Source organism: Mycolicibacterium brisbanense, assembly GCF_001570425.1.
Classification (GTDB): Bacteria; Actinomycetota; Actinomycetes; order Mycobacteriales; family Mycobacteriaceae; genus Mycobacterium; species Mycobacterium brisbanense.
The window spans coordinates 110,041-136,030 of the sequence record NZ_BCSX01000046.1 but is presented as its reverse complement, the minus strand read 5'-3'; the positions used below and the strand labels follow the sequence as shown (position 1 = coordinate 136,030).

Sequence of the window (25,990 nt, the reverse complement as noted above, 5' to 3'; positions counted from 1 at the left end):
CGTATATGAGTACAGATCGAATCGAAAAAGAAGTTCTGCTGCGGGCCCCGCTGGACCGAGTCTGGCGTGCGATCAGTGACTCCGAGGAGTTCGGCCGCTGGTTCGGCGTTCGCTTCGACGGTCCGTTCGTCGCGGGTGAGGCCGTCAACGGCGTGATGACCCCGACGGATGTCGACGACGCCGTGGCGGCATCGCAGGAGCCCTATGCAGGCGAGTCCGGCAAGTGGTACATCGAGGCGGTGGAGCCGCAACGACGGTTCGCCTACCGCTGGCACCCGTATGCCGTCGACCCCGACACCGACTATGCGGCCGAACCCACCACGCTCGTGGAGTTCACGCTCGCCGAGGCCGACGGGGGAGTGCTGTTGCGCATCGTCGAATCCGGGTTCGACGCGATCCCGGCCGAACGACGGGTTTCGGCGTACGAGGCCAACAGCGAGGGCTGGGCCATCCAGGCCGAGTTGGTGAGCAAGTACCTCGCTTTGGGTGAGCAGGTGTGAGCAGCGCAGACGTCGACGAGCGCGCCCCACTATTCGACGCGCTCGGCGACCCCAACCGGCTGCGCATCGTCACGCGGCTCTGCGACGGCGGGCCGTGCTCGACTGTTCAGCTGACCCAGGTGATCCCGGTGACCCGCCAGGCGGCGACCAAACACCTGCTGTTACTGGAGGCGGTGGGCCTGGTGGCCAGTGATCGCAAAGGGCGCGAACGTATTTGGCGCATCCAGCCGGAGCCGCTGGCCGAGGCGAGCGATTACCTGTCCGCCCTCTCCAAGCGCTGGGACCGGGCCATCGATCGCTTGCGTGCGTTCGTGGAAGAGCCGCAGTAGCCGGGTCAGCGGGCCCGCAACTCGCGCCGCAGGATCTTGCCTGCCGAGGATTTCGGCACCGCGTCGATGAACTCGACCTGGCGCACCTTCTTGTACGGGGCCACCTGGCCGGCGACGAAGGCCATCACCTCGTCGCCGGTCAACTCCGCGCCAGGCTGCTTGACCACGAACGCCTTCGGGATCTCCTCGCCGGTCTCGCCGTCGTGCACACCGATCACCGCGGCATCGGCGATACCCGGATGCGTCAGCAGCACCGCCTCCAACTCGGCAGGCGGCACCTGATAACCCTTGTACTTGATCAGCTCCTTGAGCCGGTCGACGATGTAGACGCAGCCCGTCGCGTCCACCTGCGCGAGGTCCCCGGTGTGCAGGAAGCCGTCGGAGTCGATGGTCTCGCTGGTGGCCTGCTCGTTGCCCAGATACCCGGCCATGACGTTGGGGCCCCTGAACCACAGCTCGCCGGTCGCACTCAAACCCTCTGCCGGAATACCGATTTCGGCTCCGGTATCGGGGTCGACGAGCTTGCTCTCGGCATTGGGTACGGTCCAGCCGCACGAGTCCAGCGGCGCGACGGTGCCGATCGTGCCCAGCCCGCCGTCGGTGGGCGTGATGTGGCTGACCGGGCTCAGCTCGCTCATGCCGTAGCCCTGAACGACGCTGCAGCCCAATCGATTTGCCACCGCATGGCCCAGCTCGGCGTCCAGCGAGGCAGCGCCCGACATGATGCCCTTGAGTGACGACAGGTCGTAGGAGTCGACGAGCGGGTGCTTGGCCAGTGCGACCGCCACCGGCGGAGCGATGTAGGCGTAGGTGCACTTGTGATTCTGGATGTTGCCGAGAAACTCGGCGAGATCGAACGATGGCATGACGATCAGCCGGGCCCGGGCATGCAGTGCGGCGTTGAGCAGCACCGTCATGCCGTAGATGTGGAAGAACGGCAAGACCGCCAACAGGCGGTCCTGCGCCTGCATGCCCTGCAGCGGCCTGATCTGCGCGACGTTGGCGGTCAAGTTGGCATGAGTGAGCATGACGCCCTTGGGGTTTGCCGTCGTCCCCGAGCTGTACGGCAGCGCGGCCAGGTGTGTGGCCGGGTCGAAGGTGACCTCGGGTGCGGCGTGCCCGTCGGGCAGTCCGGCGCCGTCGAGCACCACCACCTGATCCTCGGCCAGGCCCGCGGCCGCGGCCCCTTCGGCGGCATGGGGCAGAAGCGCATTCACCGTCACCAACAACCTGGCCTTCGAATCGGTCAGCTGCTTGGCGATGTCCTTCGCGGTGAACAGGGCGTTGATGGTGGTCGCCGTCGCACCTGACCGGAGGATGCCGTGGAACGCCACGGCGAAGGCGGAACTGTTCGGAGACAACAGCGCAACCACGTCGCCGACGCCGATGCCACGCGCCGCCAGTGCCCCCGCGAACGCGTCGATGCGGGCGACCAGCTCCCCGTAACTGGTTTCGGTGCCGGTTTTGGCGTCGACGAGTGCCACGCGATCGGCGTCGTCGGCGGTCAGATCGGCGAACAGGTACTCGTGGACGCTGACCGTCGGAATCTCGACATCGGCAAAGGGACTCGCAAAACTCATGGTGCCTCCAGTCGGCGTTCGTCGAGTTGTTTGATGAGTTTCTTCGGCGCGATCAAGCGGAACGAGGCGTCGACCAGTTCGGTCACCTCGTCCCAATCCACCTTCGCCGCAGTGAAATCCAGGCCGAGCCAGCCGAACGGGCCCATGTAGGCCGGGAAGAAGAACCGGCGGTCCTGCTCGAGTGCGCGACGGTCGCTGTCGTCGACCTTGACCAGCAGGGAGTAGGGGTACGGCACCATGCCGTCGGCGGCCTTGACGTTGCCTCCGTACATCGCGAACATCTTCGGCGCGCAGAACACCGGCCTGCCCCACGAGACCTTCTCGAACGCCCCGGGGAAGTCGAGTGCGATGGTGCGAAGCTCGGCCAGTCCCTGATCATCGTCACTGAACATGATCGGATGCGGCATGTCGCCACCCTAACCGGCGCTGCCGCACACGACGCGGGCACCGGCGACGCTGTTTGCCTGTCGGTGCCCTCGGCTAACCTGCGGGGGTGACCTCGAGCGACAGTGAAGACGCTGACCTGCGGCGACGTTGGCAGGAATTGGCCGACGAGGTCCGTGAGCACCAGTTCCGGTATTACGTCAGGGACGCACCGGTCATCTCCGACGCGGAGTTCGACGCGATGCTGCGCGAGTTGCAGGGACTCGAGGAGGCCCACCCTGAGCTGCGCACCCCGGATTCACCGACGCAGCTGGTCGGTGGCGCGGGTTTCGCCACCGATTTCACGCCCGCCGAGCATCTGGAGCGCATGCTGTCGCTGGACAATGTGTTCGACTCCGACGAACTCTCGGCGTGGGCTGCCCGGATCAGCGGCGAGACCGGCGACGCCGCGCACTACCTGTGCGAACTGAAGATCGACGGGGTGGCGCTGGCGCTGGTCTACCGCGACGGCCGGCTGGTGCGCGCCGCGACCCGTGGCGACGGGCGCACCGGTGAGGACGTCACGCTCAACGCCCGCACCATCGACGACATCCCCGAGCGGCTCACGCCGTCCGACGAGTTCCCGGTTCCCGCGGTGCTCGAGGTGCGCGGCGAGGTGTTCTTCCGGGTCGCCGATTTCGAGGACCTCAATGCCGGGCTGGTGGCCGAGGGCAAGCCGCCGTTCGCCAACCCGCGCAACAGCGCGGCCGGCTCGCTGCGGCAGAAGAATCCGGCGGTCACGGCGCGGCGCCGGCTGCGGATGATCTGTCACGGCCTGGGTTACTCGGAGGGGTTCAGCCCGGCGTCGCTGCATGACGCGTACCGTGCGCTGGGGCAGTGGGGCCTGCCGGTGTCGGCGCACACCACCAAGGTGTCCGGGGTCGCCGCGGTGGCCGAGCGCATCGCCTACTGGGGCGAACACCGCCACGACGTCGATCACGAAATCGACGGGCTGGTGGTCAAAGTCGACGAGGTGGCACTGCAACGCAGGCTCGGCTCGACCTCGCGCGCCCCGCGCTGGGCCGTGGCCTACAAGTACCCGCCCGAGGAGGCCACCACCAAGCTGCTCGACATCCGGGTCAGTGTGGGCCGCACCGGTCGCGTCACGCCGTTCGCGTACATGGAGCCCGTCAAGGTGGCCGGTTCGACGGTCGGTCTCGCGACGCTGCACAACGCCACCGAGGTGAAACGGAAGGGCGTACTGATCGGCGACACGGTCGTGATCCGCAAGGCCGGCGACGTCATACCCGAGGTGCTCGGCCCCGTGGTCGACCTGCGGGACGGGTCTGAACGCGAATTCGTCATGCCCACAAACTGTCCCGAATGCGGCACCCGGCTGGCCCCCGCCAAGGAGGGCGACGCCGACATCCGCTGCCCCAACACGCGCAGCTGCCCGGCGCAGTTGCGGGAGCGGGTTTTTCACGTCGCGGGCCGTGGTGCGTTCGACATCGAGGGACTCGGTTACGAGGCGGCGACGGCGCTGCTGGCCGGCGGCGTCATCACCGACGAGGGCGACCTGTTCACGTTGACCGCCGACGATCTGCTGCGCACCGACTTGTTCACCACCAAGGCCGGCGAGCTGTCCGCCAACGGAAAGCGGCTGCTGGCCAACCTCGACAAGGCGAAGGCCCAGCCGTTGTGGCGGGTTCTGGTGGCGCTGTCCATCCGCCACGTCGGCCCCACCGCGGCCCGGGCGCTGGCCACCGAGTTCGGCAGCCTGGACGCCATCGTCGCAGCATCCGAGGAACAACTCGCCGCGGTCGAAGGGGTGGGCCCGACCATCGCCGCCGCGGTGGTCGAGTGGTTCACCGTCGACTGGCACCGCGCGATCGTCGACAAATGGCGCGCAGCCGGGGTGCGGATGGCCGACGAACGCGACACCAGCGTCGAGCGCACGCTGGAGGGGCTCTCCATCGTCGTCACCGGGTCCCTGCCCGGCTTCTCCCGTGATCAGGCCAAGGAGGCCATCATCGCCCGCGGTGGCAAAGCGGCCAGTTCCGTGTCGAAAAAGACCGCCTACGTCGTCGCCGGAGACGCGCCCGGTTCGAAGTACGACAAGGCGGTCGAACTCGGGGTGCCCATCCTCGACGAGGACGGTTTCCGGACGTTGCTCGCAGAAGGGCCCGCATAAAGCGATAGCCGACGCAGATTGGTGTCTGCGTGATGATCAACGGCTGCTTAGAATGCCTCCGAACGATAAAAGTCCCCGGCTCGTCGTGTGCACACAGTCGGGTCGCGGAAAGTGGGGGTTTGCCAGTGCGGCATGAACCGCGGTTGGGAGTTCTGCTGTGACGAACTGGTCAGGCGGTGACGGTGGCTACGGCGGACCGAGCCCGATCGGCGGCCAGGGCGATCAGGGTGGTGCCGACCCGTCCGGCGGTTGGCAGCCGTCCCCACCGATGCCGTCGCAGCAACCGCCGGCCGCACAACCCTGGGGCGCACAGCAACAGCCGGCGTGGGGTGCTCAAGCGCAGCCGGGCTGGCCGCAACCCGGGAGCCCGCCGCAGGTCGGGCCACCGCAGTTCGACTCGCAGTTCGCCGGCTTCCCGCCACCCGGGGGCAAGCGCAACCGCAAGGCCCTGATCATCACGATCGGTGCAGGTGCTGCGGTGCTTCTGGTGATCGTGATCGTCGCCGTCGTGGCATTGGTCGGACGCGGTGGTGGCGGCGGCTCCAGCGATTCCGCGGGCAAGACCGTGCAGGGCTATCTCGAGGCGCTCGCCAAGGGCGACGCGGAAGCGGCGCTGAGTTTCGGGGCCGACCAGCCGGCATCCAAGGAACTGCTGACCGACGAGATCCTCAAGTCTCAGGTCGAGAAGATGCCGATCTCCAATATCCGCATCCTGGGCGACGATTCGAACAACGGCATCGGATTCGGCTCGGTGCACGTGACCGCCAACTTCGGGGATCAGGTGTCCGACACCACGTTCATGATGAAGAAGTCGGGCAACAAGTGGAAGCTCGATTCCGCTGCGGTACGGCTGGATTACTCGGCCCAGGCCAGCAGCAAGGCCATGGGCACCCTGACCGCCTTCGGCAAGCCGGTCGGCAGCTCGGTGGTCTACGTGTTTCCCGGCTACGTCGACTGGGGCTCCAACAACAGCAACCTCAAGGTCGAGGGCAAGCCGCTGCTGCTGGACTCGCTCACCGGCTACGCGGGCGCCAACAGCCCCGAATTCTCGCTGAGCGATTCGGCGAAGAACAGCATCACCGCGAACATCAAGAGCCTGCTGGACGGTTGTGCCCGCTCCAAGTCGACGTCGCCGCCGAACTGCCCGCAGCATCTCTATGAGTACGGCGCCGTCGACGGCACGGTGGACTGGCAGGCCCCGGCACCGGACGGCGCACAGATCACGTTCTCCGAGTATTCGTTGTCGGCCAACGTCACGTTGTCCGGCAGCTTCGGCTACTCGGTTCAGGGCCGCGACGGCGGGCGGATAACAGGCAGCGACAGCTTCACGCTGTTCGGCGACGCTGACCTGAGCCAGACCCCGCCGACGATCAAGTGGAGTTGAGCGCGACCACGCAGCATCTCGTTTGAGCTTGCGCACATTACGGGGGGAGTAACTCGATGACGACAGTTGCGCGCGTGCAACCGAATCAGCATGAGATGGAAAGCGCCCATCGGATCGTCAGCGCGATAGCGCAGGTGTTCTCGACCAAGGTCGTCGGTCAGGAAAACCTGCGTGAATCGTTGCTGATCGGCCTGCTCACCGGCGGCCATATCCTGTTGGAGAGCGTTCCGGGGCTGGCCAAGACGACCGCGGCGCGCGTTGTCGCCGACGCGATCTCGGGTGGCTTCAACCGGATCCAGTGCACGCCCGATCTGCTGCCCAGCGACATCATCGGCACGCAGATCTACGACTCGTCGTCGGGTCAGTTCGTCACGCAGCTGGGGCCGGTGCACAGCAATATCGTGCTGCTCGACGAGATCAACCGCTCCAGCGCCAAGACGCAGAGCGCCATGCTGGAGGCGATGGAGGAGCGTCAGACGACCATCGCGGGCAAGCTCTACCCGATCCCCGAGCCGTTCTTGGTCATCGCGACCCAGAACCCGGTGGACCAGGAGGGCACGTATCCGCTCTCGGAGGCGCAGACCGACCGCTTCATGCTCAAGGAAGTCCTGCGGTACCCCACCCCTCAGGAAGAGGCCGAGGTCATCTTCCGGATCGATGCGGGTGTCTACGATCGCCAAGCGAAGCCGAGACCCGTTGTGGGACTGGACGATATGCGGCGCTTGCAGAGCGTGGTACGCAATGTGCACCTGGATCCCGTGCTGGTGCACTACATCACGCAGCTCATCGGTGTGACCCGCAACCCTGCGCAGTTCCTGCCGCCGCAGCTGGCGAAGTTGGTGCAGTACGGCGCCAGCCCGCGCGCCACCATCGCGTTCAGCCGCGCGGCGCGCGCCTCTGCGGTGCTGCAGGGCCGCAATCATGTGCTGCCCGAAGACATTCAGAAGCTCGCCTATCGCGTGCTGCGACACCGGTTGATCCTCGGATTCGAAGCGACGCGGCTGGGCGTGACACCCGAAACGGTCATCGACGCAGTGCTGCAGTCGGTTCGCGTGCCCTGATCGGCCCTGCGGACACATGGGCAAGTACCTCAACCGGGCCAAGCAGTACTTCGGTACCGACACCAGGGGCCTGCTGGAGGGCGGGCGCTACGCACTGCTGCACACCAGGACACTCGAACTCGACGACCTGCGTCCATATGTGCCAGGCGACGACGTCCGCGACATCGACTGGAAAGCCTCGGCACGCGCCGGTTCGGTGCTCATCAAGCGGTTCGTCTCAGAGCGGCACCACAAGATGTTGTTGGTCGCCGACGCGGGCCGCAACATGACCGCCTTGACGCCGACCGGCGAGGTGAAACGCGAGGTCGCCACGAATGTGCTCGGTGCCATCGGCCTCATCGCGGTGGGCCGCAGCGACGAGGTCGGGATGGTGTACGGCGACGCGCGAGGTTCGGCGAACATCCGCAACCGGCGCGGGGAAACCCACATCGAGAGCATTCTCGAGCACTACTACAACCACAGTCTCGGTGAGGTCGGCGCGAGCGACATCGTCGCGCAGTTGGAGTTCGTCGCGCACGCGCATCGCAGACGGCTTTTGGTGATCGTCGTCTCCGACGAACCCGACATCAGCCCTCGGCTCGATGCAGCACTCAAAGCGCTTGCAGGGCAACATGAAATCATCTGGCTGATGGTCACCGACATGCCTGCGGTCGGGGCCGACGAGGGGGAGCACGACGGGTTCGACGTGGCGACCGGGCGGTTTGTGCTCAACGGCGCCACCCTCGGGCCGCGCGTCGTGGCCGCCTATCGCGCCGCCGAGCAGGCTCGCGTCGCTGCACTGGACAGCTTCCTGTCTTCACACGAGGTCTGCTTCGCCCGCGTCGCCGCCAGTGCCGAGATCCGGGACCGGATCGTCGACATGAACGAGGTGTTCGGCAATGCCTGATGATCTGTTGCGGTTTATCGGCGGCCCGCTGCCGTTCTCGTACTGGTGCGTGGCCATCGGCTTATTCCTGATCGCCATCGTGATCATCTGGTGTACAGGGGTTTTCGTGTGGACCTTGGCGCCGGCCCGGCTGCGTACCGTGCCCGTGATCCGGAACCTGCACGGTTGGTTGGTGCGCCGCCGGTTCGCCCGCTCGTTGCAGCGCACCAATCAGCAGTATCTGGCCGGTGGTCTCACCCCTGCCCAGGCAGGAGCGGCCGTGAGCCGGATCCTGCGCAGCTTCATCTACGTCACCACCGGGGTGCGGGCCCAGTACCTGCATGTCGCTGAGATCGCAGACGGCGACCTGGCGGGGGTCGGGCCGCTGTTCCGTGCGCTCAACGACGTCCAGTTCAGCGTCGCGCCACAGTCCGACATGGCCACGCTCGGTCGCTCCGCCGAGGAACTGGTACGCACATGGCGCTGAAATGGTGGCCGGTCATCCTGGCCGGGCTGGTCATCCTGGCGGTGTGCGTCATCGCGGCCTCGCTGCTTCCGATGGCGAAGGTGCAGCAGGTGCTGCGCCCGCTCGCGCATGTCGACCGGCTGACCCGGCTGCCCGAGTACGCGCGGGTGTACCGGATCTACTTCCTGTCGATGATCGTCACCGGTGTCCTGTTACTGGCGACGTTCGCCACCGCTCTGGTCGCCAGCGCGCGGCCGGTCGGGACCTCCAGCTCCACCAAGGAATTCGAGACCGAGCACCCCCTGGACACCATGCTGTGCGTGGGCGAACCGGTCATCGACCCGAGCACCGCGAACTTCCTGAACTACTACGCCGAGCAGGCGAAGTCGTATGACACCCAGCGGATCGGGCTGACATCGCCGAGTCTGCGGGTGGTGCCGCTGACCCGCGACCACGATTTCGCCGCCGACCGGTTCGAGTACTTCGCGAAACTGGCTCGTATTCAGCAGGATCTGGACACACACCGGCCGGTGTCGGATGCCGACCGCGCCGAATTGCAGACCGGGATCGACAAGTTCGCCCAGAAGGTCACCTATGTCGACTACGCGCCGAGCGCCGAGGACATTCTGGCGTTGTGCCTCACCGGTTTCCCGTCGTTCGAAGGCAAGAGTCAGCATCGGCGGTCGCTGGTCTACCTGGGTTACAGCGCTCTGCGGTCACCGGATGAACAGCGTGCGCAGCTCTACACCGAGCAGGCCATCAAAGACATGGCAGTCAAGGCCGGTGTGCAGATCAATGTGATCTCGCGTTCCGATGTCGCCCAGAGTTCGCCGGATGCCAACAACCGGTTGCAATCGATCGCCGACGCCACGGGCGGCAAGTTCGCATTGTTCAACCCGGCCGGAACCGCGCAGGCGGGGGGTGATTCCACTCTCACCCGGCTGCTCGACCAGATTCGGGACAACCCGCCGCAGGCCGTCCTGCCCAGTGGCCGAGTGGTGACCAGCCAGTCCTGGGATGCGCCTGAGGAGGCGCTCATCGCCGCGGTCGCCGCGGCTGTGTTGCTGTGCGTCTCGCTGGCGGTATTGCGCCGATGACCTTCGACCCGATTGTCGCGCCGATTGCCCTGTTCGGCCTCGGTGCGCTTCTCATCGTCATCCGTATGGTCGCGCTGTATCGCGTGCTGGTCCGCACCGGCACCGGTCAGTACCGCAAGGTCGTGCTGCGCTGGGGCGGGCTGACTCTCGCGGTACTCATGCTGGTGTTCGCATCGGCGCGGCCGGGTTTCGATCTCGACGGCGACCACCCGGCCGAACAGCCCAAGGGCGCCTCGGCCGTCGACCCCAACCTCAACGTGTTCTTCGTGGTCGACCGCTCTGTGAACATGCGGGTGCAGGACTTCGGTGACCGGCAGTCGCGGATGGCCGGGGTTCGGGCCGACATCTCGTCGTTGATCAACGAATACCCGCGGGCCAGGTTCGGCTTGGTCTCCTTCGCGTCGAAAGCTGCTGTGGACTGGCCTCTTTCGGACGACGCCTGGAGCCTGCAGTCACTTGTGCACGGATTGTCGCCCTATACCCTGGTCGCGCCCGACGCCATGTACCAGGCCGATCCGACTGCCGCGCGTGACGAACTGAGGAAGCAGTTGGAGGCGGCGGCCGGCCGATTCAAGGATTCCAAGAGCCTGGTCTTCTACTTCGGATCCGGTGACGCGGGCACCCGCGCCACATCCGAGTCATTCGACCTCCCCGACAAGGCCGTCAGCGGCGGTGCGGTACTGGGTTATGGCACGTCGGCCGGGGGTCCGGTGCCACAGGGCTGGGTCGGTGGCACCAAGGTCTACCAGAACGATCCCGGTACCGGCGCGCCGCTGAACTCCACGCTCGACGAGTCGACGCTGAAGAAGATCGCCGGTGAACTCGGCGTGCCCTACTTTCACCGGGAGGCAGGCCAGTCCATCACCGCCGTGCTGCCCGCTGTGGATCCGGTGGCCGGGTCCGACGACGAGAATCCGCTGCACGCTTCGAAACTCGTCGAACGTCGGGAACTGTACTGGCTGTTCACGATGTTGGCCGCCGCGCTGGTGCTCGGGGAGATCGTGCTGACGATTCGGGAGTTCCGGCGTAATCGGATGTCGCGCAAGGACGTCACCTCATGATGCTGATGAAGGAATCCGGTGCCGCGGTGCGCGCCGCGGCTCGGCGAATGCTGACCCACTACCGGTCCGGTCCCGCCCGCCTGCGCTTGCGGCGACGTCTGTATCTCTTCTCCGCACCGGTGGTGATCGTGCTCCTGGCCGTGGCGGCGAAGCTGATCAGCGTGGTGGTGGCAGGTAACTGGGCGGCATCCGACTTCGACCGGCACGACATCGACGCCATGCGCGACGACATCTCGATCCTGGAGATGTTCAACGTCGTCGACCCGGCGAAGACATCGTTCGCCGCGGGCGACCTGATGGTTCTGGAAGGCCGGCTGACCGACGCCGAGGCACGCTTCGGCGACTCGCTGTCGCGCACCGATCCCGCCGCTTCCTGCCCGGTGCGGGTGAACCTCGAGCTGGTGCAGGAAACGTTGGGGGACTTGGCAACCCGCGGCAATGACAAACAGGCGGCCGAGCGCCGGTACAACGCCGCGATCGCGATCGTCAAGGAAGCGCCGGCGCAATGCTTCGCGGGCAACGACGATGCCAACGCCGACCGCAAGGCCATCCGCGATCAGGCGTTGCCGCGGTTGGAGGAGAAACTGCGCAACCTGCATCGTCCGCCCCCGCCGCCGTCAGCGCCGCCGCAAACCGTGACGCCGCAGCCGGCTCCGACATCGCTGACCCCGACCTCGGCACCGCCGCTGCCGGGATTGCCCGGGGCCTCGCAGTCACCTTCGCCGTCGCCGGGACAACCCAGCGACGGCCAACAGACCCCGGGTGGGGCGCCACCGCCGGGACCGGGTCCGAACATGCCGTCGCCCGATACGCCCGAGCCCACGATGACGCCCGGCCCGCCGGCGGAGGGCGGCGGGCCTGACGTGCTCAACCCCGTCAGCCCCGACCGGCTGCCCAGTACCGGCAGCGGCCAGGCACCGGGTCAGCGGCTGGGCGACGGAAATCCGTTGGAGCGCCTCAAGATCCTGCTGGACAACGCCAATGCACACGGTGGTAATCAGGAGTCGCCGTGAGCGGGGGCATGAGAAGACCACGGCCTTCAACGGTTGTCGTCGCTATGCGAAAGACGATCGCGGTCTGAACCTCTACCGCAGAATCGTAGCCACGATCCCGGCCAGGTAACCCAGCCGGGCCACCTCCGACGGCCGGAACCCCGGGCCGCCCGGCCGGCCCAGCAGCACGGCCGTGTCGTGGTCGCCCAACGGCGCGGCGGCCAGGGTGGTGTCCATGTCCCGCCACAGTTGCGGCACCCAGTCCGCGGTGCCGTTGAGCGTCTCCGCCTGTTGCAGTGGCAGCCAAGGTGCCGACAGGAGATGGGTTTCGGGTGCGCCATGGCTACCGGCCAGTCGCTCGACTCCGGATGCGCTCGCCCGCAGGACCGTGCACCATCCGACCCGCAGCACAGGAGCCGCCTCCTCGGCGAGAACCTGAAGCCGGGCAGCGCGTCCCGTGGCGGCTGCGACGTGGTCGATCAGTTCGAGCTCGCGGTGCGCCTCGAGGAGACCGGTGTGCGGCCGGATGCTGTCGACGTAGACGCCGGTCAAGTTCTCGGCCGCGGTGATCAGAGCGTCGGGCATGGACCCGGCGGGCAGCTCGACCACCAGATCGTCGATCGCGAATCCCGCGCCGCGCTCCACGACGTCGAGCGACAAGATGTCAGCACCTACGGAACCCAGCGCGACCGCCAGCGAGCCGAGGCGGCCTGGACGATCCTCCAGCTGGACCCGCAGCAGATAGGAAGGCACGGGCAACACTGTTGCACAACGGTGCGGCGTGGGCATTACGAGTACCTCGCCCGCGACGGCTTCGCTCGTGCCCGCTGCCAGAGGGTTTGGCGCAGTGACTAGGCTGCTTTGTCGTGTCGCAGATCTCCCGAGACGAGGTTGCCCACCTGGCGCATCTGGCCCGGCTGGCGCTGACCGATGACGAGTTGGACAGTTTCGCCGGCCAACTCGACGCCATCCTTGCCCACGTCGGCCGGATCCAATCCGTCGACGTCACCGGCGTCGAGGCCACCGATAACCCACTCAAAGACGTCAACGTCACGCGGCCCGACGTGGTCGAGCCGTGCCTGACCCAGGACGAGGCGCTGGCCGCGGCGCCCAAGGCCGAGGACGGGCGGTTCGCGGTGCCACGGATCCTGGGAGAAGCAGAATGACCGATCTCACACGCTACGACGCCGCGACCCTCGGCGCTCAGATCGCCGCCGGCGAGGTCACCTCCACCGAGGTCACCCAGGCGCATCTGGATCAGATCGCTGCGACCGATGAGCGCTTCCATGCGTTCCTGCACGTCGGTGCCGAGCAGGCGCTGGCCGCAGCCGCCGCTGTCGACCGTCAGGTCGCGGCAGGCGAGACGCTGGCCTCGCCGCTGTCCGGTGTTCCGCTGGCGCTCAAGGACGTCTTCACCACCACCGATGCGCCGACGACGGCTGGGTCCAAGATCCTGGAAGGCTGGCGCTCGCCGTACGACGCGACGGTGACCACCAAGCTGCGCGCGGCCGGCATCCCGATCCTGGGCAAGACCAACATGGACGAGTTCGCCATGGGCAGCTCGACCGAGAACTCCGCGTACGGCCCGACCCGCAACCCGTGGAACACCGACCGGGTGCCGGGCGGTTCCGGCGGCGGCAGCGCCGCGGCGCTGGCGGCCTTCCAGGCGCCGCTGGCCATCGGTACCGACACCGGCGGGTCCATCCGGCAGCCGGCGGCGCTGACGGCGACCGTCGGCGTCAAACCCACCTACGGCACGGTCAGCCGTTACGGGCTGATCGCGTGCGCGTCGTCACTGGACCAGGGCGGCCCATGTGCGCGCACGGTGCTCGACACCGCACTTCTGCACCAGGTCATCGCCGGCCACGATCCTCACGACTCGACGTCGGTCGACGTGCCGGTGCCCGATGTGGTGGGTGCGGCCAAGGCCGGCGCACAGGGCGACCTCAAGGGCGTCCGGGTCGGTGTGGTCAAGCAGCTGCGCGGTGAGGGCTATCAGCCCGGCGTCCTCGCATCGTTCAACGCGGCCGTCGAGCAGATCACCGCCCTCGGTGCGGAGGTCACCGAGGTCGACTGCCCGAACTTCGACCACGCAATGGCGGCCTACTACCTGATCCTGCCTTCGGAGGTGTCCAGCAACCTCGCGCGCTTCGACGCCATGCGGTACGGCTTGCGCGTCGGCGACGACGGCACGCGCAGCGCCGAAGAGGTCATGGCGCTGACCCGGGCTGCGGGTTTCGGTCCGGAAGTCAAGCGCCGCATCATGATCGGCACCTACGCACTGTCGGCCGGGTACTACGACGCGTACTACAACCAGGCGCAGAAAGTCCGGACGCTGATCGCCCGTGACCTCGAACGCGCCTACGAAACCGTCGACGTTCTGGTCACCCCCACGACTCCCACCACAGCCTTCGGCATCGGGGAGAAGGTCGACGATCCGCTGGCGATGTACCTGTTCGATCTGTGCACCCTGCCGCTGAACCTGGCCGGGCACTGCGGCATGTCGGTTCCGTCAGGTCTGTCTCCCGATGACGGCCTGCCGGTCGGCTTGCAGATCATGGCCCCGGCTCTGGCCGATGACCGGCTCTACCGGGTCGGCGCCGCATACGAGGCGGCTCGCGGCCCGATGCCCAGCGCGCTCTGAATCCCCTCCGAACGTAGACCCACCTGCAGTTTCAACCCTTGCCCGGCAGCGTAGTGGCCTGCCGGGCAAGATAGGACACATGCGCACACGAGGAGCGGCTGACTGATGCGGATCGGAGTCTTGACCGGCGGCGGCGACTGTCCCGGTCTCAACGCGGTCATCCGCGCGGTGGTGCGTACGTGTGATGTGCGGTACGGCTCGACGGTCGTCGGATTCCAGGACGGCTGGCGGGGTCTGCTGGAAGACCGGCGGGTTCAGCTCAAGAACGACGACCGCAACGATCGGTTGCTCGCCAAGGGCGGCACCATGCTCGGCACCGCGCGCGTGAATCCAGACGAGCTGCGAGCCGGGCTGCCCCGGATCAAGCAGACGCTGGAGGACAACGGCATCGACGTGCTGATCCCGATCGGCGGGGAAGGCACGCTGACCGCGGCCAACTGGTTGTCCGAGGAGAACGTTCCGGTGGTGGGCGTGCCCAAGACCATCGACAACGACATCGATTGCACCGATGTCACTTTCGGCCACGACACGGCGCTGCAGGTCGCCACCGAGGCCATCGACCGCCTGCACAGTACCGCCGAATCTCATCAGCGGGTGATGCTCGTCGAGGTGATGGGTCGCCACGCCGGGTGGATCGCACTCAGCGCCGGCATGGCCTCCGGCGCGCACATGACACTGATCCCTGAGCATCCGTTCGATGTCGAAGAAGTCTGCCGGTTCATCAAACAGCGCTTCCAGCGCGGTGATTCGCACTTCATCTGTGTGGTCGCCGAGGGCGCCAAGCCCGCCGAGGGGTCGATGCAGCTTCGCGACGGTGGCATCGACGAGTTCGGCCACGTCCGGTTCACCGGCGTCGCTCACCAACTCGGCGTCGAGATCGAGAAGCGGATCAAGAAGGAAGTGCGCACCACGGTGCTCGGTCACGTGCAGCGTGGCGGGACGCCGACTGCCTACGACCGGGTGCTGGCCACTCGGTTCGGGGTAAATGCCGCCGACGCCGCCCATGCCGGCGAGTACGGGATGATGGTGTCGCTGCGGGGCGAGAACATCGAGCGGGTGTCCCTGGCCGACGCCACGCGCAGGCTCAAGCTGGTGTCGCAGAGCCGGTATGACGACGCGGCCGAGTTCTTCGGCTGAGCGCGTTCTCTGCGAGCGGCTCGACCTTTCCCGGCGAGCAGACGCGGGGGTACCGGAAACGCCGCGTGTCGCGGACTTTCACGTCTGCTCGCGGGAGAACCCGCGGCAACCTCACGCGGTCTTGAACGCCTCGCGGCGCAGCAGCTGCCACATTGACGGGGTGTCGACCGTCGTCGAAACCGTCACGATCGCACCGGGTTTCGGTGACTCGGCCAGTTTCAGCAGATAGTCGGCGAGGTCCGTGCGCGACGTGTACGCGCCCACCGGATCACGTTGCCCGGCAAGGTATTCGGTGACGTCCGGCAGGTCGAACAGGCCGGAGGGCCGGACGATCGTCCAGGTCAGTCCGCTGTCGGTCACGATGTCTTCCATCCGGCGCATGTCGGCGTAGAGCGTCTTGCCGAAGACGTTGCTGATCAGTGGCTGGACCACGCGCAACGCGAACGGTGTGTCGGTGCGGCCCGGATACTCGGCGATCGCGGTGGAACTCACGACGGCGAGCCGAGCGACGCCCGTCGCGCGCATCGCGCTGACGATGTTGGCCACGCCGACGGAATACGTGTCGACCGGCGCCATGGTGAACGTGACGCCCAGAGTGGACAACACCGCGTCGGCGCGCTCGACCGCGGCGGTGACGGCGGTGAGGTCGCGGACATCGGCCTTCGCCACGGTCAGATTGGGATCGGTGATGGGGAACTGCTCGGGATGGCGGGTCACGGCGATCACGGTGTGACCGGCGTCCAGCGCCCGCCTGGTGAGGATGCGTCCGGTCGTGCCGTTGGCCCCGAAGATCGTGATGCGCATGACTACCTCCAGAATGATCACTAATAGTGATAGTCACGTTATATGACAATCATGACAAGTGCTAGTGTCCGCACATGACCCAGGACCCGACCGGCATCGCCGCGCTCGACGAGCGCATACCGTTCCTGCTCTCGCAGCTCGGGTCGCACATCGCCGACGAGTTCAAGCGGCGGCTCGAATCGCTGGGCATCCACCCGCGGGCCACCGCGATCCTGCTCGCACTCGCCGAGCTGGATGGCCAGTCGCAGCGTGAGCTGTCGGTCCGCCTCGGGTTGCACCGCAACGTGATGGTGGCCATGGTCGACGCGCTGGAGGAGCAAGGCCTGGTCGAGCGGCTGCCGCATCCGACGGACCGCAGGGCGTTCGCCGTGTCGCTGACCAAGAGCGCCCGCGACGTGCTGCCGGGCCTGGACCGGGTGGTGCGCGACCTGGAGGACCAGATCACCGCGCCGCTGTCGCAGGAGCAGCGGGCCGCCCTGCTCACCGCGCTGCAGAGCATGTCGGCGGCCGCGGGACTGACACCGGGAGTGCACCCCGGCCTGGCCTGAACCCGTCCAATTAGGATCGTGTGCATGTCTGGTGCCGCGGAACTTCTTGACTACGACGACGTGCTCGCCGCTTACGAGCCCGTGATGGGTATGGAGGTGCACGTCGAGCTCTCCACGGCGACCAAGATGTTCTGCGGCTGCGCCAACCGGTTCGGTGCTGAGCCCAACACCCAGGTGTGCCCCGTGTGTCTCGGCCTGCCGGGCTCGCTGCCCGTCCTCAACGAGGCCGCGGTGGAGTCGGCGATCCGCATCGGGCTGGCGCTGAACTGCCAGATCGCGCCGTGGGGTCGCTTCGCCCGCAAGAACTACTTCTATCCCGATCAGCCCAAGAACTACCAGATCTCGCAGTACGACGAGCCCATCGCGGTCAACGGTTACCTCGACGTCCCGCTCGACGACGGCACCACCTGGCGCGTGGAGATCGAACGCGCGCACATGGAGGAGGACACCGGCAAGCTGACCCACCTCGGCAGTGACACCGGCCGCATCGCTGGTGCCACCACGTCGCTGGCCGACTACAACCGCGCAGGCGTTCCGCTGATCGAGATCGTCACCAAGCCCATCGAAGGCACCGGGGAGCGGGCACCGGAGATCGCTCGCGCGTATGTCACCGCGCTGCGGGACCTGTTGCGCGCGTTGGATGTTTCCGACGTGCGGATGGACCAGGGGTCGATGCGCTGCGACTCCAACGTGTCGCTCAAGCTCAAGGGCGCCGCGGAGTTCGGCACCCGGACCGAGACCAAGAACGTCAACTCGCTCAAGAGCGTCGAGGTCGCGGTGCGCTACGAGATGCGCAGGCAGGCCGCCGTGCTGCAGGCGGGTGGCACCGTGACGCAGGAGACCCGGCACTTCCACGAGGACGGGCACACCACCGCGGGCCGCAGCAAGGAGACCGCGCAGGATTACCGCTATTTCCCCGAGCCCGATCTGGAGCCGATCGCGCCCAGCGACGAGCTGGTGGACCGGCTGCGCGCCACCATCCCCGAGCTTCCGTGGTTGGCGCGCAAGCGAATTCAGCAGGAATGGGGCGTCTCCGACGAGGTGATGCGCGACCTGGTCAACGCCGGCGCCGTCGAACTGGTCGCTGCCACCGTCGAACACGGCGCATCCAGCGAGGGTGCCCGCGCGTGGTGGGGCAACTTCCTGGTGCAGAAGGCCAATGAGAGTGGCGTCGAACTCGACGCGTTGCCGATCACCCCCGCACAGGTGGCAGCGGTGCTGAAGCTGGTCGATGACGGAAAGCTGTCCACCAAGCTCGCCCGCCAGGTGGTCGAGGGCGTGCTGGCGGGCGAGGGCGAGCCCGAACAGGTGATGAACGACCGCGGCCTGGCCTTGGTCCGCGACGATTCGCTGATCCAGGCGGCCGTCGACGAGGCCCTGGCCGCCAATCCCGATATCGCCGAAAAGATCCGCGGTGGCAAGGTCCAGGCCGCGGGTGCTGTCGTGGGTGCGGTGATGAAGGCGACCAAAGGCTCGGCCGATGCGGCCCGCGTGCGGGAACTGGTGCTCGCGGCCTGCGGCCAGGGATAGCGCTCAGCCGGCTCCCGCGAACATGGTCATCGCGACCATGGCGAACTGCTCGAGCCGTTCGCGCGGATACGGTGTCGCCTCGTTGATGGCGAGGCGGCCGAGCATCTCCGCGAACGACAGCATGGTGTGCCCGAGCAGTACCGGATCGAGTTGTGCCAGGCGAGGATCCAGTGCAGTGCCTGCCTTGGCCAATTCTTGGGCCCGCATCTCGACGTCGGAGCGGGCGGTGTGCAGCGCGTCGCGGTACTCCCGTGGCACGCTGTCGGGCGACGTGAGGATGAGCCGCCATCGGGTCGGGTTCTCCAGAGCGCAGCGTACGAGCGCGGACACGGCGGCGGGGTAGGCGCCGCTGGGCTCGATGGCGGAAAGATCGGCCCGCATCGCCGCACGCACCTGCTGCAGGCCGCGCTGGTGCTCGCGGGCCAGCAGGGCCGCCACCAGTTCGGCTCGGGTACGAAACGCCGTGTACAGCACGGGTTTACCGACACCGGCCGCCTCGGCGACGGCCTCCATGCTCAGCTCTTGCAACGGGCAGTCGGCGAGGACTGTCATCGCCGCATCGAGCAGTTGCTGCTGGCGTTGCTCGCGTGGCAGCCGCGGCGCGTATCTACGGCGCTGGCGGTCGGGCATCCGGCTCATGGTACGGGACGCCGTGTGCCGGCGCGGTCCAAGCCGAAATGCCGGCCGCGCCGACCGTGGCGCGATGTTGAAAAGCGTTGTGTATCAGGTCTTGTCGGCGTTACTGCGGGGGAAGCCGCCGCCCTGCGGGAACAGCGGGAACACCACGTCGTCGAGCTTCTCGGCGTCGCCGGCGGTCCGGTTCACCGTCGCGCCCCACACGTTGCCGTCAGGTGAGAGTTGCAGCGCCCACGCGTGGCCGCGGACGTTGTCGCGGAGCACCTCAGGCTCACCGGTGACCGCGCCGGTGTCCTTGGCCATCCGCACCGCGACGGTCTTCTTGGTGTTGACCAGGTTGACCAGCACGGTGCCGTCGAGTGCCGCGCACCCGGCGACCCCTGGCTTGTCCGGCCAGGTCCACACCGTCGACACCTTGGAATCCTTGGTGATTCGCTGCAAGCGGTCGGCGGTCGGGCCGCGGTCGGTGACGTACAGCGAACCGTCGGTCGGATCCACGCACATGCTGCCGCCTGCGCCCAAGCCGCTCAACGCGGTGGTGACCGGGGCCTGATTGACCGTGGTGGGCTGCTCGATCCGCAGCACCTTGCCCGCAAGCGAGGCCGGATCGGCCGCCATGGCCGGATTGCCGGCGTCGCCCGTCTGCACCAGCAGCGTCGTCGGGCTGGTGAAGATCAGCGAGCCGGTGTTGCCGGTCGCGCCCTTGGGGATACCGGTCAGGATCGGCTTGGGCGGATCGGTGTTGGCGATGCGGATGACGCGGTTGTCGGTCGGCGTACTGATGTAGGCATACATCAGCCGGTCCTGCGCGTAGGTGGGGGACAGGACGATGTCGAGCAACCCGCCGTCGCCGGAGGGATCGACGGGGATGACCACCTTGACCTTCGGTTCGGCCTTGGTGGACACCTCTTTGACCGCGCCGGTGAGCCGTTCGGCGACGAGCGCCGACTGGCTGTCGGGGCCCATGATCAGACCGCTGGTGCTGTCGAGGCAGCCTTGCATCACTCCGGGCGCCGGGCATTCCTTGGGGAACGGTTTGGCCGGCAGCGGTGGAGGAGGTGGCGGCGACGAGGACGGCGGCGGGCCCATCTGAGGTTCGGTGGTGAACGGCTCCGACTGGGCCGCGTTGAACCGTGCACACCCCGAGCCGGCCAACATCACGGCACACACAACGGCGGCCACCACCGATATCCGCCGACGCGATTCCATGCCGCCAGATTACGGATTGTCGCGCAGTGCTCGCCACGCCGGGCAACCGTATCCTTTGCGGTAATGGCACCTCGGGGGCCAATACCAGGCGGAAGCGCCGGGGTAAATACCAGGTTCGGGCTTGACTTGCACTTACCCTGGCAGCGTGACCAGTCACTCGCAGGACCCACTCGCTTGGCAGAGACCAGATAGTTCGGGCACCGGCGACTCCGCCAGACCTGCCACGGCAAGCCTGGTCGACCCCGAAGACGATCTGCCGTCGGCCACCTACGGCGGCGATTTCGAAACCACCGCCATCCCGCGGTACGACTCCGCCAAGCCGGCCGACCAGTCCGGGTACCCGCTGATGGGCGAGCCCGAGCCGCTGCCGTACGTGCAGCCGGGCCTGCGTCAGCCCCTCGGTCCCTACGGCGCCGAACCCGCCGAGATCGAACGCGATCCCATCCTCGACGATCGCGTCAGGGCGGCGGGCCGACGGGGCACCCAGGACCTCGGGTTGCTCATCCTGCGCCTGGCGGTGGGCGGGCTGCTCATCATCCACGGCCTGCAGAAGGCGTTCGGCTGGTGGGGCGGCCCCGGCCTCGACGGGTTCAAGACCTGGCTGCAGCAGGCAGGCTTCCAGCACGCCGACATCGTGACCTACGTTGCGACCGGCGGTGAGCTGGCCATCGGTGTGCTGCTGGTCCTCGGCCTGTTCACCCCGGTCGCGGCGGCAGGCGCACTGGCCTATCTGATCAACGGCGTGCTGGTAGACGCGATGGCCGCGCACGAGGACGCTCGGCTGTCCAGTTTCATGACCGACGGCCACGAATATCGGCTGATTCCCGTCGCTGTCGCCGCTGCGCTCGTGCTGACCGGACCGGGTCGGTACGGCTTCGACGCCGGGCGGGGATGGGCCCGACGCCCGTTCGTCGGGTCGTTCGTCGCGCTGCTGGTGGGCATCGGCGTCGGCATCGGACTGTGGGCGCTGCTCAACGGCGGAAACCCGCTGCGCTGACAGCGTTGGGCGCTACGCGTGGTTGAACTGCTCCGCTCCGCTACGCGTGGTTGAACTGCTGCGCTACGCGTACGGGTTAGGGACGCGTCCGCCGCTCACCTCGGTGAGCAGCGGAAGCATCGCAAACGTGACCGCGGGCAGACGCAGTTCCGATCCGTCCCGCAAGTGCGCGACGGCCCACGACGACCGGTCGAAACGCAATCCGTCGATCTCCGACCACGCCACCGTGCGGCTGCCGAGCAGCGAGCGCGCGGTCACGCCGTCGTGATCGGCGACGGTCCGGTAGCGGACGATGGCGTAGGACAACCCGATCGGCAGGATCAGCAGGGGCGTGCCCCAGGTGGGATTGGTGAGCACCAACGTCAGCAGGCCGAGTGCAAAGAATCCGACCGCGATGTGCGCCATCGGCGACATTCGGAGGACGACCGGTTTGGTTGCAGAACGGGAACTCACGACATCCATCCTTGCACTGCGCGCCGTCGGGACCGGGCCGGTGTCCACGGCGGTCGGCGCAGGCCGGTCGCAATTTGACCTTCGACCTGTGCGCCAGCTACCGTCAACGGTTATGCAGACCCCCGGATTGCTCGTAGTAATTGGTTGGCGCGTTGATGCCGCGCTGGCCCTCTGCCGGGCATAGCCAACAGCATCGACGCGCCACCCTCGTACAGCAGCCTGCTGACGGGGGTTTTTTGTTGCTTCCAGCGCGTCTGACCATCATTGACAACCCAGATTTCCCAAGAGAACGTGAAGAGGAAACCGTGAGCGCACCGACAACGCGACCGCCCGAACAGTCGGCCGACCCGGCCAACGGCAGGTCGACCGCCGCCCAGTCCACGCAGACCCAGTCGAAAAGGGTTGCGCCGCTTCAGATGACAGGCGCTCAGGCGGTCATCCGTTCGCTGGAGGAAATCGGCGTCGACGTCATCTTCGGCATCCCCGGCGGAGCGGTGCTGCCCGTCTACGACCCGCTCTTCGACTCACAGAAGCTGCGCCACGTGTTGGTGCGCCACGAGCAGGGCGCAGGCCACGCCGCGAGTGGATATGCCCACGCCACCGGCAAGGTCGGCGTCATGATGGCCACCTCGGGCCCCGGCGCGACCAACCTGGTGACGCCGTTGGCCGATGCTCAGATGGATTCGATTCCGGTGGTGGCGATCACCGGTCAGGTCGGACGCGGCCTGATCGGCACCGATGCCTTCCAAGAAGCCGACATCTCCGGCATCACGATGCCGATCACCAAGCACAACTTCCTGGTCCGCAACGGCGACGACATCCCCAAGGTCATCGCCGAGGCCTTCCACATCGCAGCGAGCGGTCGGCCCGGCGCGGTCCTCGTCGACATCCCCAAGGACATCCTGCAGGGCGAGTGCACGTTCAGCTGGCCGCCGCGCATCGACCTGCCCGGCTACAAGCCGAACACCAAGCCGCACAACCGCCAGATCCGCGAGGCCGCCAAGCTGATCTCGGAGGCCAGCAAGCCGGTGCTCTACGTCGGTGGCGGCGTGATCCGCGGCGACGCGTGCGAAGAGTTGCTGGAACTGGCCGAACTGACCGGGATCCCGGTGGTGACCACGCTGATGGCCCGCGGTGCATTCCCGGACAGCCATCCGCAGCACATGGGCATGCCGGGCATGCACGGCGCGGTGTCGGCGGTGGCGGCGCTGCAGAAGAGCGACCTGCTGATCGCCCTGGGCACCCGCTTCGACGATCGGGTGACGGGCCAGCTGTCCTCGTTCGCCCCGGACGCCAAGGTGATCCACGCCGACATCGATCCGGCCGAGATCGGCAAGAACCGGCACGCCGACGTGCCGATCGTGGGCGACGTCAAGGCCGTCATCACCGATCTGACCGAGGCGCTGCGCAAGATCGGCACGAGCGCCTCCACGCTGAAACTGGACAGCTGGTGGGAGTACCTGACCGGCGTCAAGAGCACGTACCCGCTGAGCTACGGCCCGCAGAGTGACGGCAGCCTGAGCCCCGAATACGTGATCGAGACCCTGGGCAAGCTGGCCGGCCCCGACGCCGTTTACGTCGCAGGCGTGGGGCAGCACCAGATGTGGGCCGCGCAGTTCGTGAAGTACGAGAAGCCCCGCACCTGGTTGAACTCGGGTGGTCTCGGCACCATGGGCTTCGCCGTTCCGGCTGCCATGGGTGCGAAGTTCGCCAGGCCCGACGCCGAGGTGTGGGCCATCGACGGCGACGGCTGCTTCCAGATGACCAACCAGGAGTTGGCCACCTGCGCCGTCGAAGGTGCGCCCATCAAGGTCGCGCTGATCAACAACGGCAACCTGGGCATGGTGCGGCAGTGGCAGACGCTGTTCTACGACGAGCGCTACAGCCAGACCAACCTGGCCACCCACTCGCACCGGATTCCTGACTTCGTCAAGCTGGCCGAGGCCCTGGGTTGCGTCGGATTGCGTTGTGAGCGCGCCGAAGACGTCGAGGACGTGATCCGGCAGGCGCAGGCCATCAACGACCGCCCGGTGGTGATCGACTTCATCGTCGGTGCCGACGCGCAGGTGTGGCCGATGGTCGCCGCCGGCACCAGCAACGACGAGATCATGGCGGCGCGGGACATCCGGCCGCTGTTCGACGACGAAGGCAACGAGGGACACGCCTGATGAGCGCTAGTGCAACCCCCACCCACACCTTGTCGGTGCTCGTCGAGGACAAGCCGGGCGTGCTCGCGCGCGTGGCGTCGTTGTTCTCGCGGCGCGGGTACAACATCCAGTCGCTGGCCGTCGGTGCGACGGAGCAGAAGGACATGTCCCGGATGACCATCGTGGTCAGCGTCGAGGACTCGCCGCTGGAGCAGATCACCAAGCAGCTCAACAAGCTGATCAACGTGATCAAGATCGTCGAGCAGGACGAGGACAATTCGGTGGCCCGCGAGCTGGCGCTGATCAAGGTGCGGGCCGATGCGAGCACCCGCAGCCAGGTGATCGAAGCGGTCAACCTGTTCCGGGCCAAGGTCGTCGACGTGTCGACCGAGTCGCTGACCGTCGAGGCCACCGGCACGCAGGAGAAATTGGAAGCCCTATTGCGCGTCCTGGAGCCGTACGGTATCCGGGAGCTCGCGCAGTCCGGTGTGGTGTCGGTGTCACGCGGTCCGCGCGGCATCGGGACCGCGAAGTAGCGTCACTATCAAGCGGTAAAGCTAGGAAAGAGAAGGAAAACTCACGCATGGCAATCGAACTGTTCTACGACGACGACGCGGATCTGTCGATCATCCAGGGCCGCAAGGTCGGTGTGATCGGCTATGGCAGCCAGGGCCACGCCCACTCGCTGTCGCTGCGCGACTCGGGGGTGCAGGTCAAGGTCGGTCTGAAAGAGGGCTCGAAGTCCCGCGTCAAGGTCGAGGAGCAGGGCCTGGAGGTCGACACCCCGGCTGAGGTGGCCAAGTGGGCCGACGTGATCATGGTGCTCGCGCCCGACACCGCGCAGGCCGAGATCTTCAAGAACGACATCGAGCCCAACCTCGAGGACGGCAATGCGCTGTTCTTCGGCCACGGCCTCAACATCCACTTCGGCCTGATCAAGGCCCCGGCCAACGTCACCGTCGGCATGGTCGCCCCCAAGGGCCCCGGCCACCTGGTGCGTCGCCAGTTCGTCGACGGCAAGGGTGTGCCCTGCCTGATCGCCATCGACCAGGACCCCAAGGGTGAGGGCCAGGCGCTGGCGCTGTCCTACGCCGCGGCGATCGGCGGCGCGCGCGCCGGCGTCATCAAGACCACCTTCAAGGAAGAGACCGAGACCGACCTTTTCGGTGAGCAGGCCGTGCTCTGCGGTGGCACCGAAGAACTGGTCAAGGCCGGCTTCGAGGTGATGGTCGAGGCGGGCTACGCCCCCGAGATGGCCTACTTCGAGGTGCTGCACGAGCTCAAGCTCATCGTCGACCTGATGTACGAGGGTGGCATCGCCCGCATGAACTACTCGGTGTCCGACACCGCCGAATTCGGTGGCTACCTGTCGGGCCCGCGGGTCATCGACGCCGACACCAAGGAGCGGATGCGCGCCATCCTCAAGGACATCCAGGACGGCACCTTCGTCAAGCGCCTCGTCGCCAACGTCGAGAACGGCAACAAGGAGCTCGAAGGTCTGCGTAAGGCCAACGCCGAGCACCCGATCGAGGTCACCGGCAAGAAGCTGCGCGACCTGATGAGCTGGGTCGACCGGCCGATCACCGAAACGGCCTAGTTTCACCTGCCGACTGGCCAGTTATTGCACGCGAACATCGAAAAAGCGTGCAATAACTGGCCTTTCGCGTTCTAGATGATCCGATAGCCCATGGCGGCGAGGGTGCGCGCGACGTTTCTGCCGTCCGCGCTGCCGGGCAGCTTCGCGTCCCTGTCGATCTGCAGCCCCTCGCCCGTCACCCCGTACAGGTCGGTCGACACCGGGTCGTCGGGCTCGGCAGGATCGATGCGTCCGTCCGGGTAGATGCACTGCGCCCGCATGGCCCACGTGGTCTGCTCCGCAGCGATCACGTGATAGCCGCACAGCGGCGGGCTCACCTGATACAGCTCGAGATCGCCGACCCCGATGATCATCATGACTGGGTCCGTATGTGGAACGGACCCGACCAGGCGCGCGACT

27 protein-coding genes are annotated in these 25,990 nt (G+C 67.0%); 19 read left to right on the top strand and 8 right to left on the bottom strand.

Features of this window, described 5'->3' with window-relative positions; translation table 11 throughout:
* The first annotated feature begins 5 nt into the window (after positions 1-5).
* Positions 6-500 carry an SRPBCC family protein gene (locus tag RMCB_RS27160; protein ID WP_062831226.1) on the top strand — a complete coding sequence of 165 codons (495 nt, stop codon included), beginning with the start codon at positions 6-8 and terminating at the stop codon, positions 498-500.
* Positions 497-829, top strand: a complete 333-nt coding sequence (locus RMCB_RS27155; RefSeq protein WP_062831225.1) for an ArsR/SmtB family transcription factor — start codon at positions 497-499, stop codon at positions 827-829. The genes RMCB_RS27160 and RMCB_RS27155 overlap by 4 nt, the downstream gene beginning before the upstream one ends.
* Before the next feature lie 5 nt (positions 830-834).
* Here the strand turns inward: RMCB_RS27155 and RMCB_RS27150 are convergent, their stop codons facing one another.
* Entirely contained in the window at positions 835-2,409 is a 1,575-nt protein-coding gene (locus RMCB_RS27150) for a 4-coumarate--CoA ligase family protein (RefSeq protein ID WP_062831224.1), read from the bottom strand.
* Complete coding sequence (locus tag RMCB_RS27145; protein ID WP_029366073.1) at positions 2,406-2,816, bottom strand: MmcQ/YjbR family DNA-binding protein; 411 nt, start codon at positions 2,814-2,816, stop codon at positions 2,406-2,408. The genes RMCB_RS27150 and RMCB_RS27145 overlap by 4 nt, the downstream gene beginning before the upstream one ends.
* An 86-nt stretch (positions 2,817-2,902) precedes the next feature.
* Here RMCB_RS27145 and ligA point away from each other — a divergent pair, with 86 nt between their 5' ends.
* The 8 genes from ligA to RMCB_RS27105 all read left to right on the top strand — a co-directional run bounded on the left by ligA (position 2,903) and on the right by RMCB_RS27105 (position 11,910).
* Complete coding sequence (gene ligA / locus RMCB_RS27140; RefSeq protein ID WP_062831223.1) at positions 2,903-4,963, top strand: NAD-dependent DNA ligase LigA; 2,061 nt, start codon at positions 2,903-2,905, stop codon at positions 4,961-4,963.
* Positions 4,964-5,120: 157 nt separating this feature from the next.
* On the top strand, positions 5,121-6,347 hold the full coding sequence (locus tag RMCB_RS27135) for a proline-rich domain-containing protein (protein WP_062831222.1): 1,227 nt from the start codon (positions 5,121-5,123) through the stop codon (positions 6,345-6,347).
* 56 nt (positions 6,348-6,403) lie between these two features.
* A complete protein-coding gene (locus RMCB_RS27130; RefSeq protein ID WP_062831221.1) occupies positions 6,404-7,408 on the top strand; it encodes an AAA family ATPase in 1,005 nt (334 codons plus the stop codon).
* Positions 7,409-7,424: 16 nt separating this feature from the next.
* Positions 7,425-8,294 (top strand): DUF58 domain-containing protein, encoded by an 870-nt coding sequence (locus tag RMCB_RS27125; RefSeq protein ID WP_062831220.1) that lies wholly within the window; start codon positions 7,425-7,427, stop codon positions 8,292-8,294.
* Complete coding sequence (locus RMCB_RS27120; protein ID WP_062831219.1) at positions 8,287-8,760, top strand: hypothetical protein; 474 nt, start codon at positions 8,287-8,289, stop codon at positions 8,758-8,760. The genes RMCB_RS27125 and RMCB_RS27120 overlap by 8 nt, the downstream gene beginning before the upstream one ends.
* Entirely contained in the window at positions 8,751-9,836 is a 1,086-nt protein-coding gene (locus tag RMCB_RS27115) for a vWA domain-containing protein (protein WP_062831218.1), read from the top strand. The genes RMCB_RS27120 and RMCB_RS27115 overlap by 10 nt, the downstream gene beginning before the upstream one ends.
* On the top strand, positions 9,833-10,897 hold the full coding sequence (locus RMCB_RS27110; RefSeq protein WP_062831217.1) for a vWA domain-containing protein: 1,065 nt from the start codon (positions 9,833-9,835) through the stop codon (positions 10,895-10,897). The genes RMCB_RS27115 and RMCB_RS27110 overlap by 4 nt, the downstream gene beginning before the upstream one ends.
* Positions 10,894-11,910 carry a hypothetical protein gene (locus RMCB_RS27105; RefSeq protein WP_062831216.1) on the top strand — a complete coding sequence of 339 codons (1,017 nt, stop codon included), beginning with the start codon at positions 10,894-10,896 and terminating at the stop codon, positions 11,908-11,910. Before RMCB_RS27110 ends, RMCB_RS27105 begins: the two co-directional genes overlap by 4 nt.
* 72 nt (positions 11,911-11,982) lie before the next feature.
* Here the strand turns inward: RMCB_RS27105 and RMCB_RS27100 are convergent, their stop codons facing one another.
* On the bottom strand, positions 11,983-12,651 hold the full coding sequence (locus RMCB_RS27100) for an ACT domain-containing protein (protein WP_201028360.1): 669 nt from the start codon (positions 12,649-12,651) through the stop codon (positions 11,983-11,985).
* Between the two features lie 104 nt (positions 12,652-12,755).
* Here RMCB_RS27100 and gatC point away from each other — a divergent pair, with 104 nt between their 5' ends.
* The 3 genes from gatC (at position 12,756) to RMCB_RS27085 (ending at position 15,670) form a co-directional block, all read left to right on the top strand.
* Positions 12,756-13,055, top strand: a complete 300-nt coding sequence (gene gatC, locus RMCB_RS27095) for an Asp-tRNA(Asn)/Glu-tRNA(Gln) amidotransferase subunit GatC (RefSeq protein ID WP_029366064.1) — start codon at positions 12,756-12,758, stop codon at positions 13,053-13,055.
* Entirely contained in the window at positions 13,052-14,533 is a 1,482-nt protein-coding gene (gene gatA / locus RMCB_RS27090) for an Asp-tRNA(Asn)/Glu-tRNA(Gln) amidotransferase subunit GatA (protein ID WP_029366063.1), read from the top strand. The genes gatC and gatA overlap by 4 nt, the downstream gene beginning before the upstream one ends.
* Positions 14,534-14,638: 105 nt before the next feature.
* A complete protein-coding gene (locus tag RMCB_RS27085) occupies positions 14,639-15,670 on the top strand; it encodes an ATP-dependent 6-phosphofructokinase (protein WP_029366062.1) in 1,032 nt (343 codons plus the stop codon).
* A 111-nt stretch (positions 15,671-15,781) separates the two neighbouring features.
* Here RMCB_RS27085 and RMCB_RS27080 read toward each other — a convergent pair whose 3' ends face one another.
* Positions 15,782-16,474 carry an NAD(P)-dependent oxidoreductase gene (locus RMCB_RS27080; protein WP_062831260.1) on the bottom strand — a complete coding sequence of 231 codons (693 nt, stop codon included), beginning with the start codon at positions 16,472-16,474 and terminating at the stop codon, positions 15,782-15,784.
* A gap of 74 nt (positions 16,475-16,548) precedes the next feature.
* On the opposite strand from RMCB_RS27080, the gene RMCB_RS27075 reads away from it, so the two are divergent.
* Both RMCB_RS27075 and gatB read left to right on the top strand, forming a co-directional pair.
* The gene (locus tag RMCB_RS27075) at positions 16,549-17,022 is read left to right on the top strand and encodes a MarR family winged helix-turn-helix transcriptional regulator (RefSeq protein ID WP_029366060.1); all 474 of its coding nucleotides are present in this window, start codon (positions 16,549-16,551) and stop codon (positions 17,020-17,022) included.
* Between the two features lie 24 nt (positions 17,023-17,046).
* Positions 17,047-18,552: an Asp-tRNA(Asn)/Glu-tRNA(Gln) amidotransferase subunit GatB gene (gene gatB, locus RMCB_RS27070; protein WP_062831214.1), complete on the top strand. Its 1,506-nt coding sequence runs from the start codon at positions 17,047-17,049 to the stop codon at positions 18,550-18,552.
* Positions 18,553-18,555: 3 nt separating this feature from the next.
* Here gatB and RMCB_RS27065 read toward each other — a convergent pair whose 3' ends face one another.
* On the bottom strand, positions 18,556-19,182 hold the full coding sequence (locus RMCB_RS27065) for a TetR/AcrR family transcriptional regulator (protein ID WP_062831259.1): 627 nt from the start codon (positions 19,180-19,182) through the stop codon (positions 18,556-18,558).
* A gap of 93 nt (positions 19,183-19,275) precedes the next feature.
* Positions 19,276-20,397: a PQQ-dependent sugar dehydrogenase gene (locus RMCB_RS27060; RefSeq protein ID WP_029366057.1), complete on the bottom strand. Its 1,122-nt coding sequence runs from the start codon at positions 20,395-20,397 to the stop codon at positions 19,276-19,278.
* A 145-nt stretch (positions 20,398-20,542) separates the two neighbouring features.
* On the opposite strand from RMCB_RS27060, the gene RMCB_RS27055 reads away from it, so the two are divergent.
* Positions 20,543-21,394 carry a DoxX family protein gene (locus RMCB_RS27055; protein ID WP_029366056.1) on the top strand — a complete coding sequence of 284 codons (852 nt, stop codon included), beginning with the start codon at positions 20,543-20,545 and terminating at the stop codon, positions 21,392-21,394.
* Between the two features lie 63 nt (positions 21,395-21,457).
* On the opposite strand, the gene RMCB_RS27050 is transcribed toward RMCB_RS27055, so the two are convergent.
* Positions 21,458-21,856, bottom strand: a complete 399-nt coding sequence (locus RMCB_RS27050) for a PH domain-containing protein (protein WP_062831213.1) — start codon at positions 21,854-21,856, stop codon at positions 21,458-21,460.
* Positions 21,857-22,152: 296 nt separating this feature from the next.
* Between RMCB_RS27050 and RMCB_RS27045 the strand changes: the two genes are divergently transcribed.
* Genes RMCB_RS27045 through ilvC form a run of 3 tightly spaced genes read left to right on the top strand, consistent with a single transcriptional unit; the run spans position 22,153 to position 25,591 of the window.
* Positions 22,153-24,015 carry an acetolactate synthase large subunit gene (locus tag RMCB_RS27045; protein ID WP_029366054.1) on the top strand — a complete coding sequence of 621 codons (1,863 nt, stop codon included), beginning with the start codon at positions 22,153-22,155 and terminating at the stop codon, positions 24,013-24,015.
* Positions 24,015-24,530, top strand: a complete 516-nt coding sequence (ilvN, locus tag RMCB_RS27040) for an acetolactate synthase small subunit (RefSeq protein ID WP_029366053.1) — start codon at positions 24,015-24,017, stop codon at positions 24,528-24,530. Before RMCB_RS27045 ends, ilvN begins: the two co-directional genes overlap by 1 nt.
* Positions 24,531-24,577: 47 nt before the next feature.
* On the top strand, positions 24,578-25,591 hold the full coding sequence (ilvC, locus tag RMCB_RS27035; RefSeq protein ID WP_062831212.1) for a ketol-acid reductoisomerase: 1,014 nt from the start codon (positions 24,578-24,580) through the stop codon (positions 25,589-25,591).
* A gap of 71 nt (positions 25,592-25,662) precedes the next feature.
* Here ilvC and RMCB_RS27030 read toward each other — a convergent pair whose 3' ends face one another.
* Complete coding sequence (locus tag RMCB_RS27030) at positions 25,663-25,947, bottom strand: hypothetical protein (RefSeq protein ID WP_081661221.1); 285 nt, start codon at positions 25,945-25,947, stop codon at positions 25,663-25,665.
* Positions 25,948-25,990 lie beyond the last annotated feature (43 nt).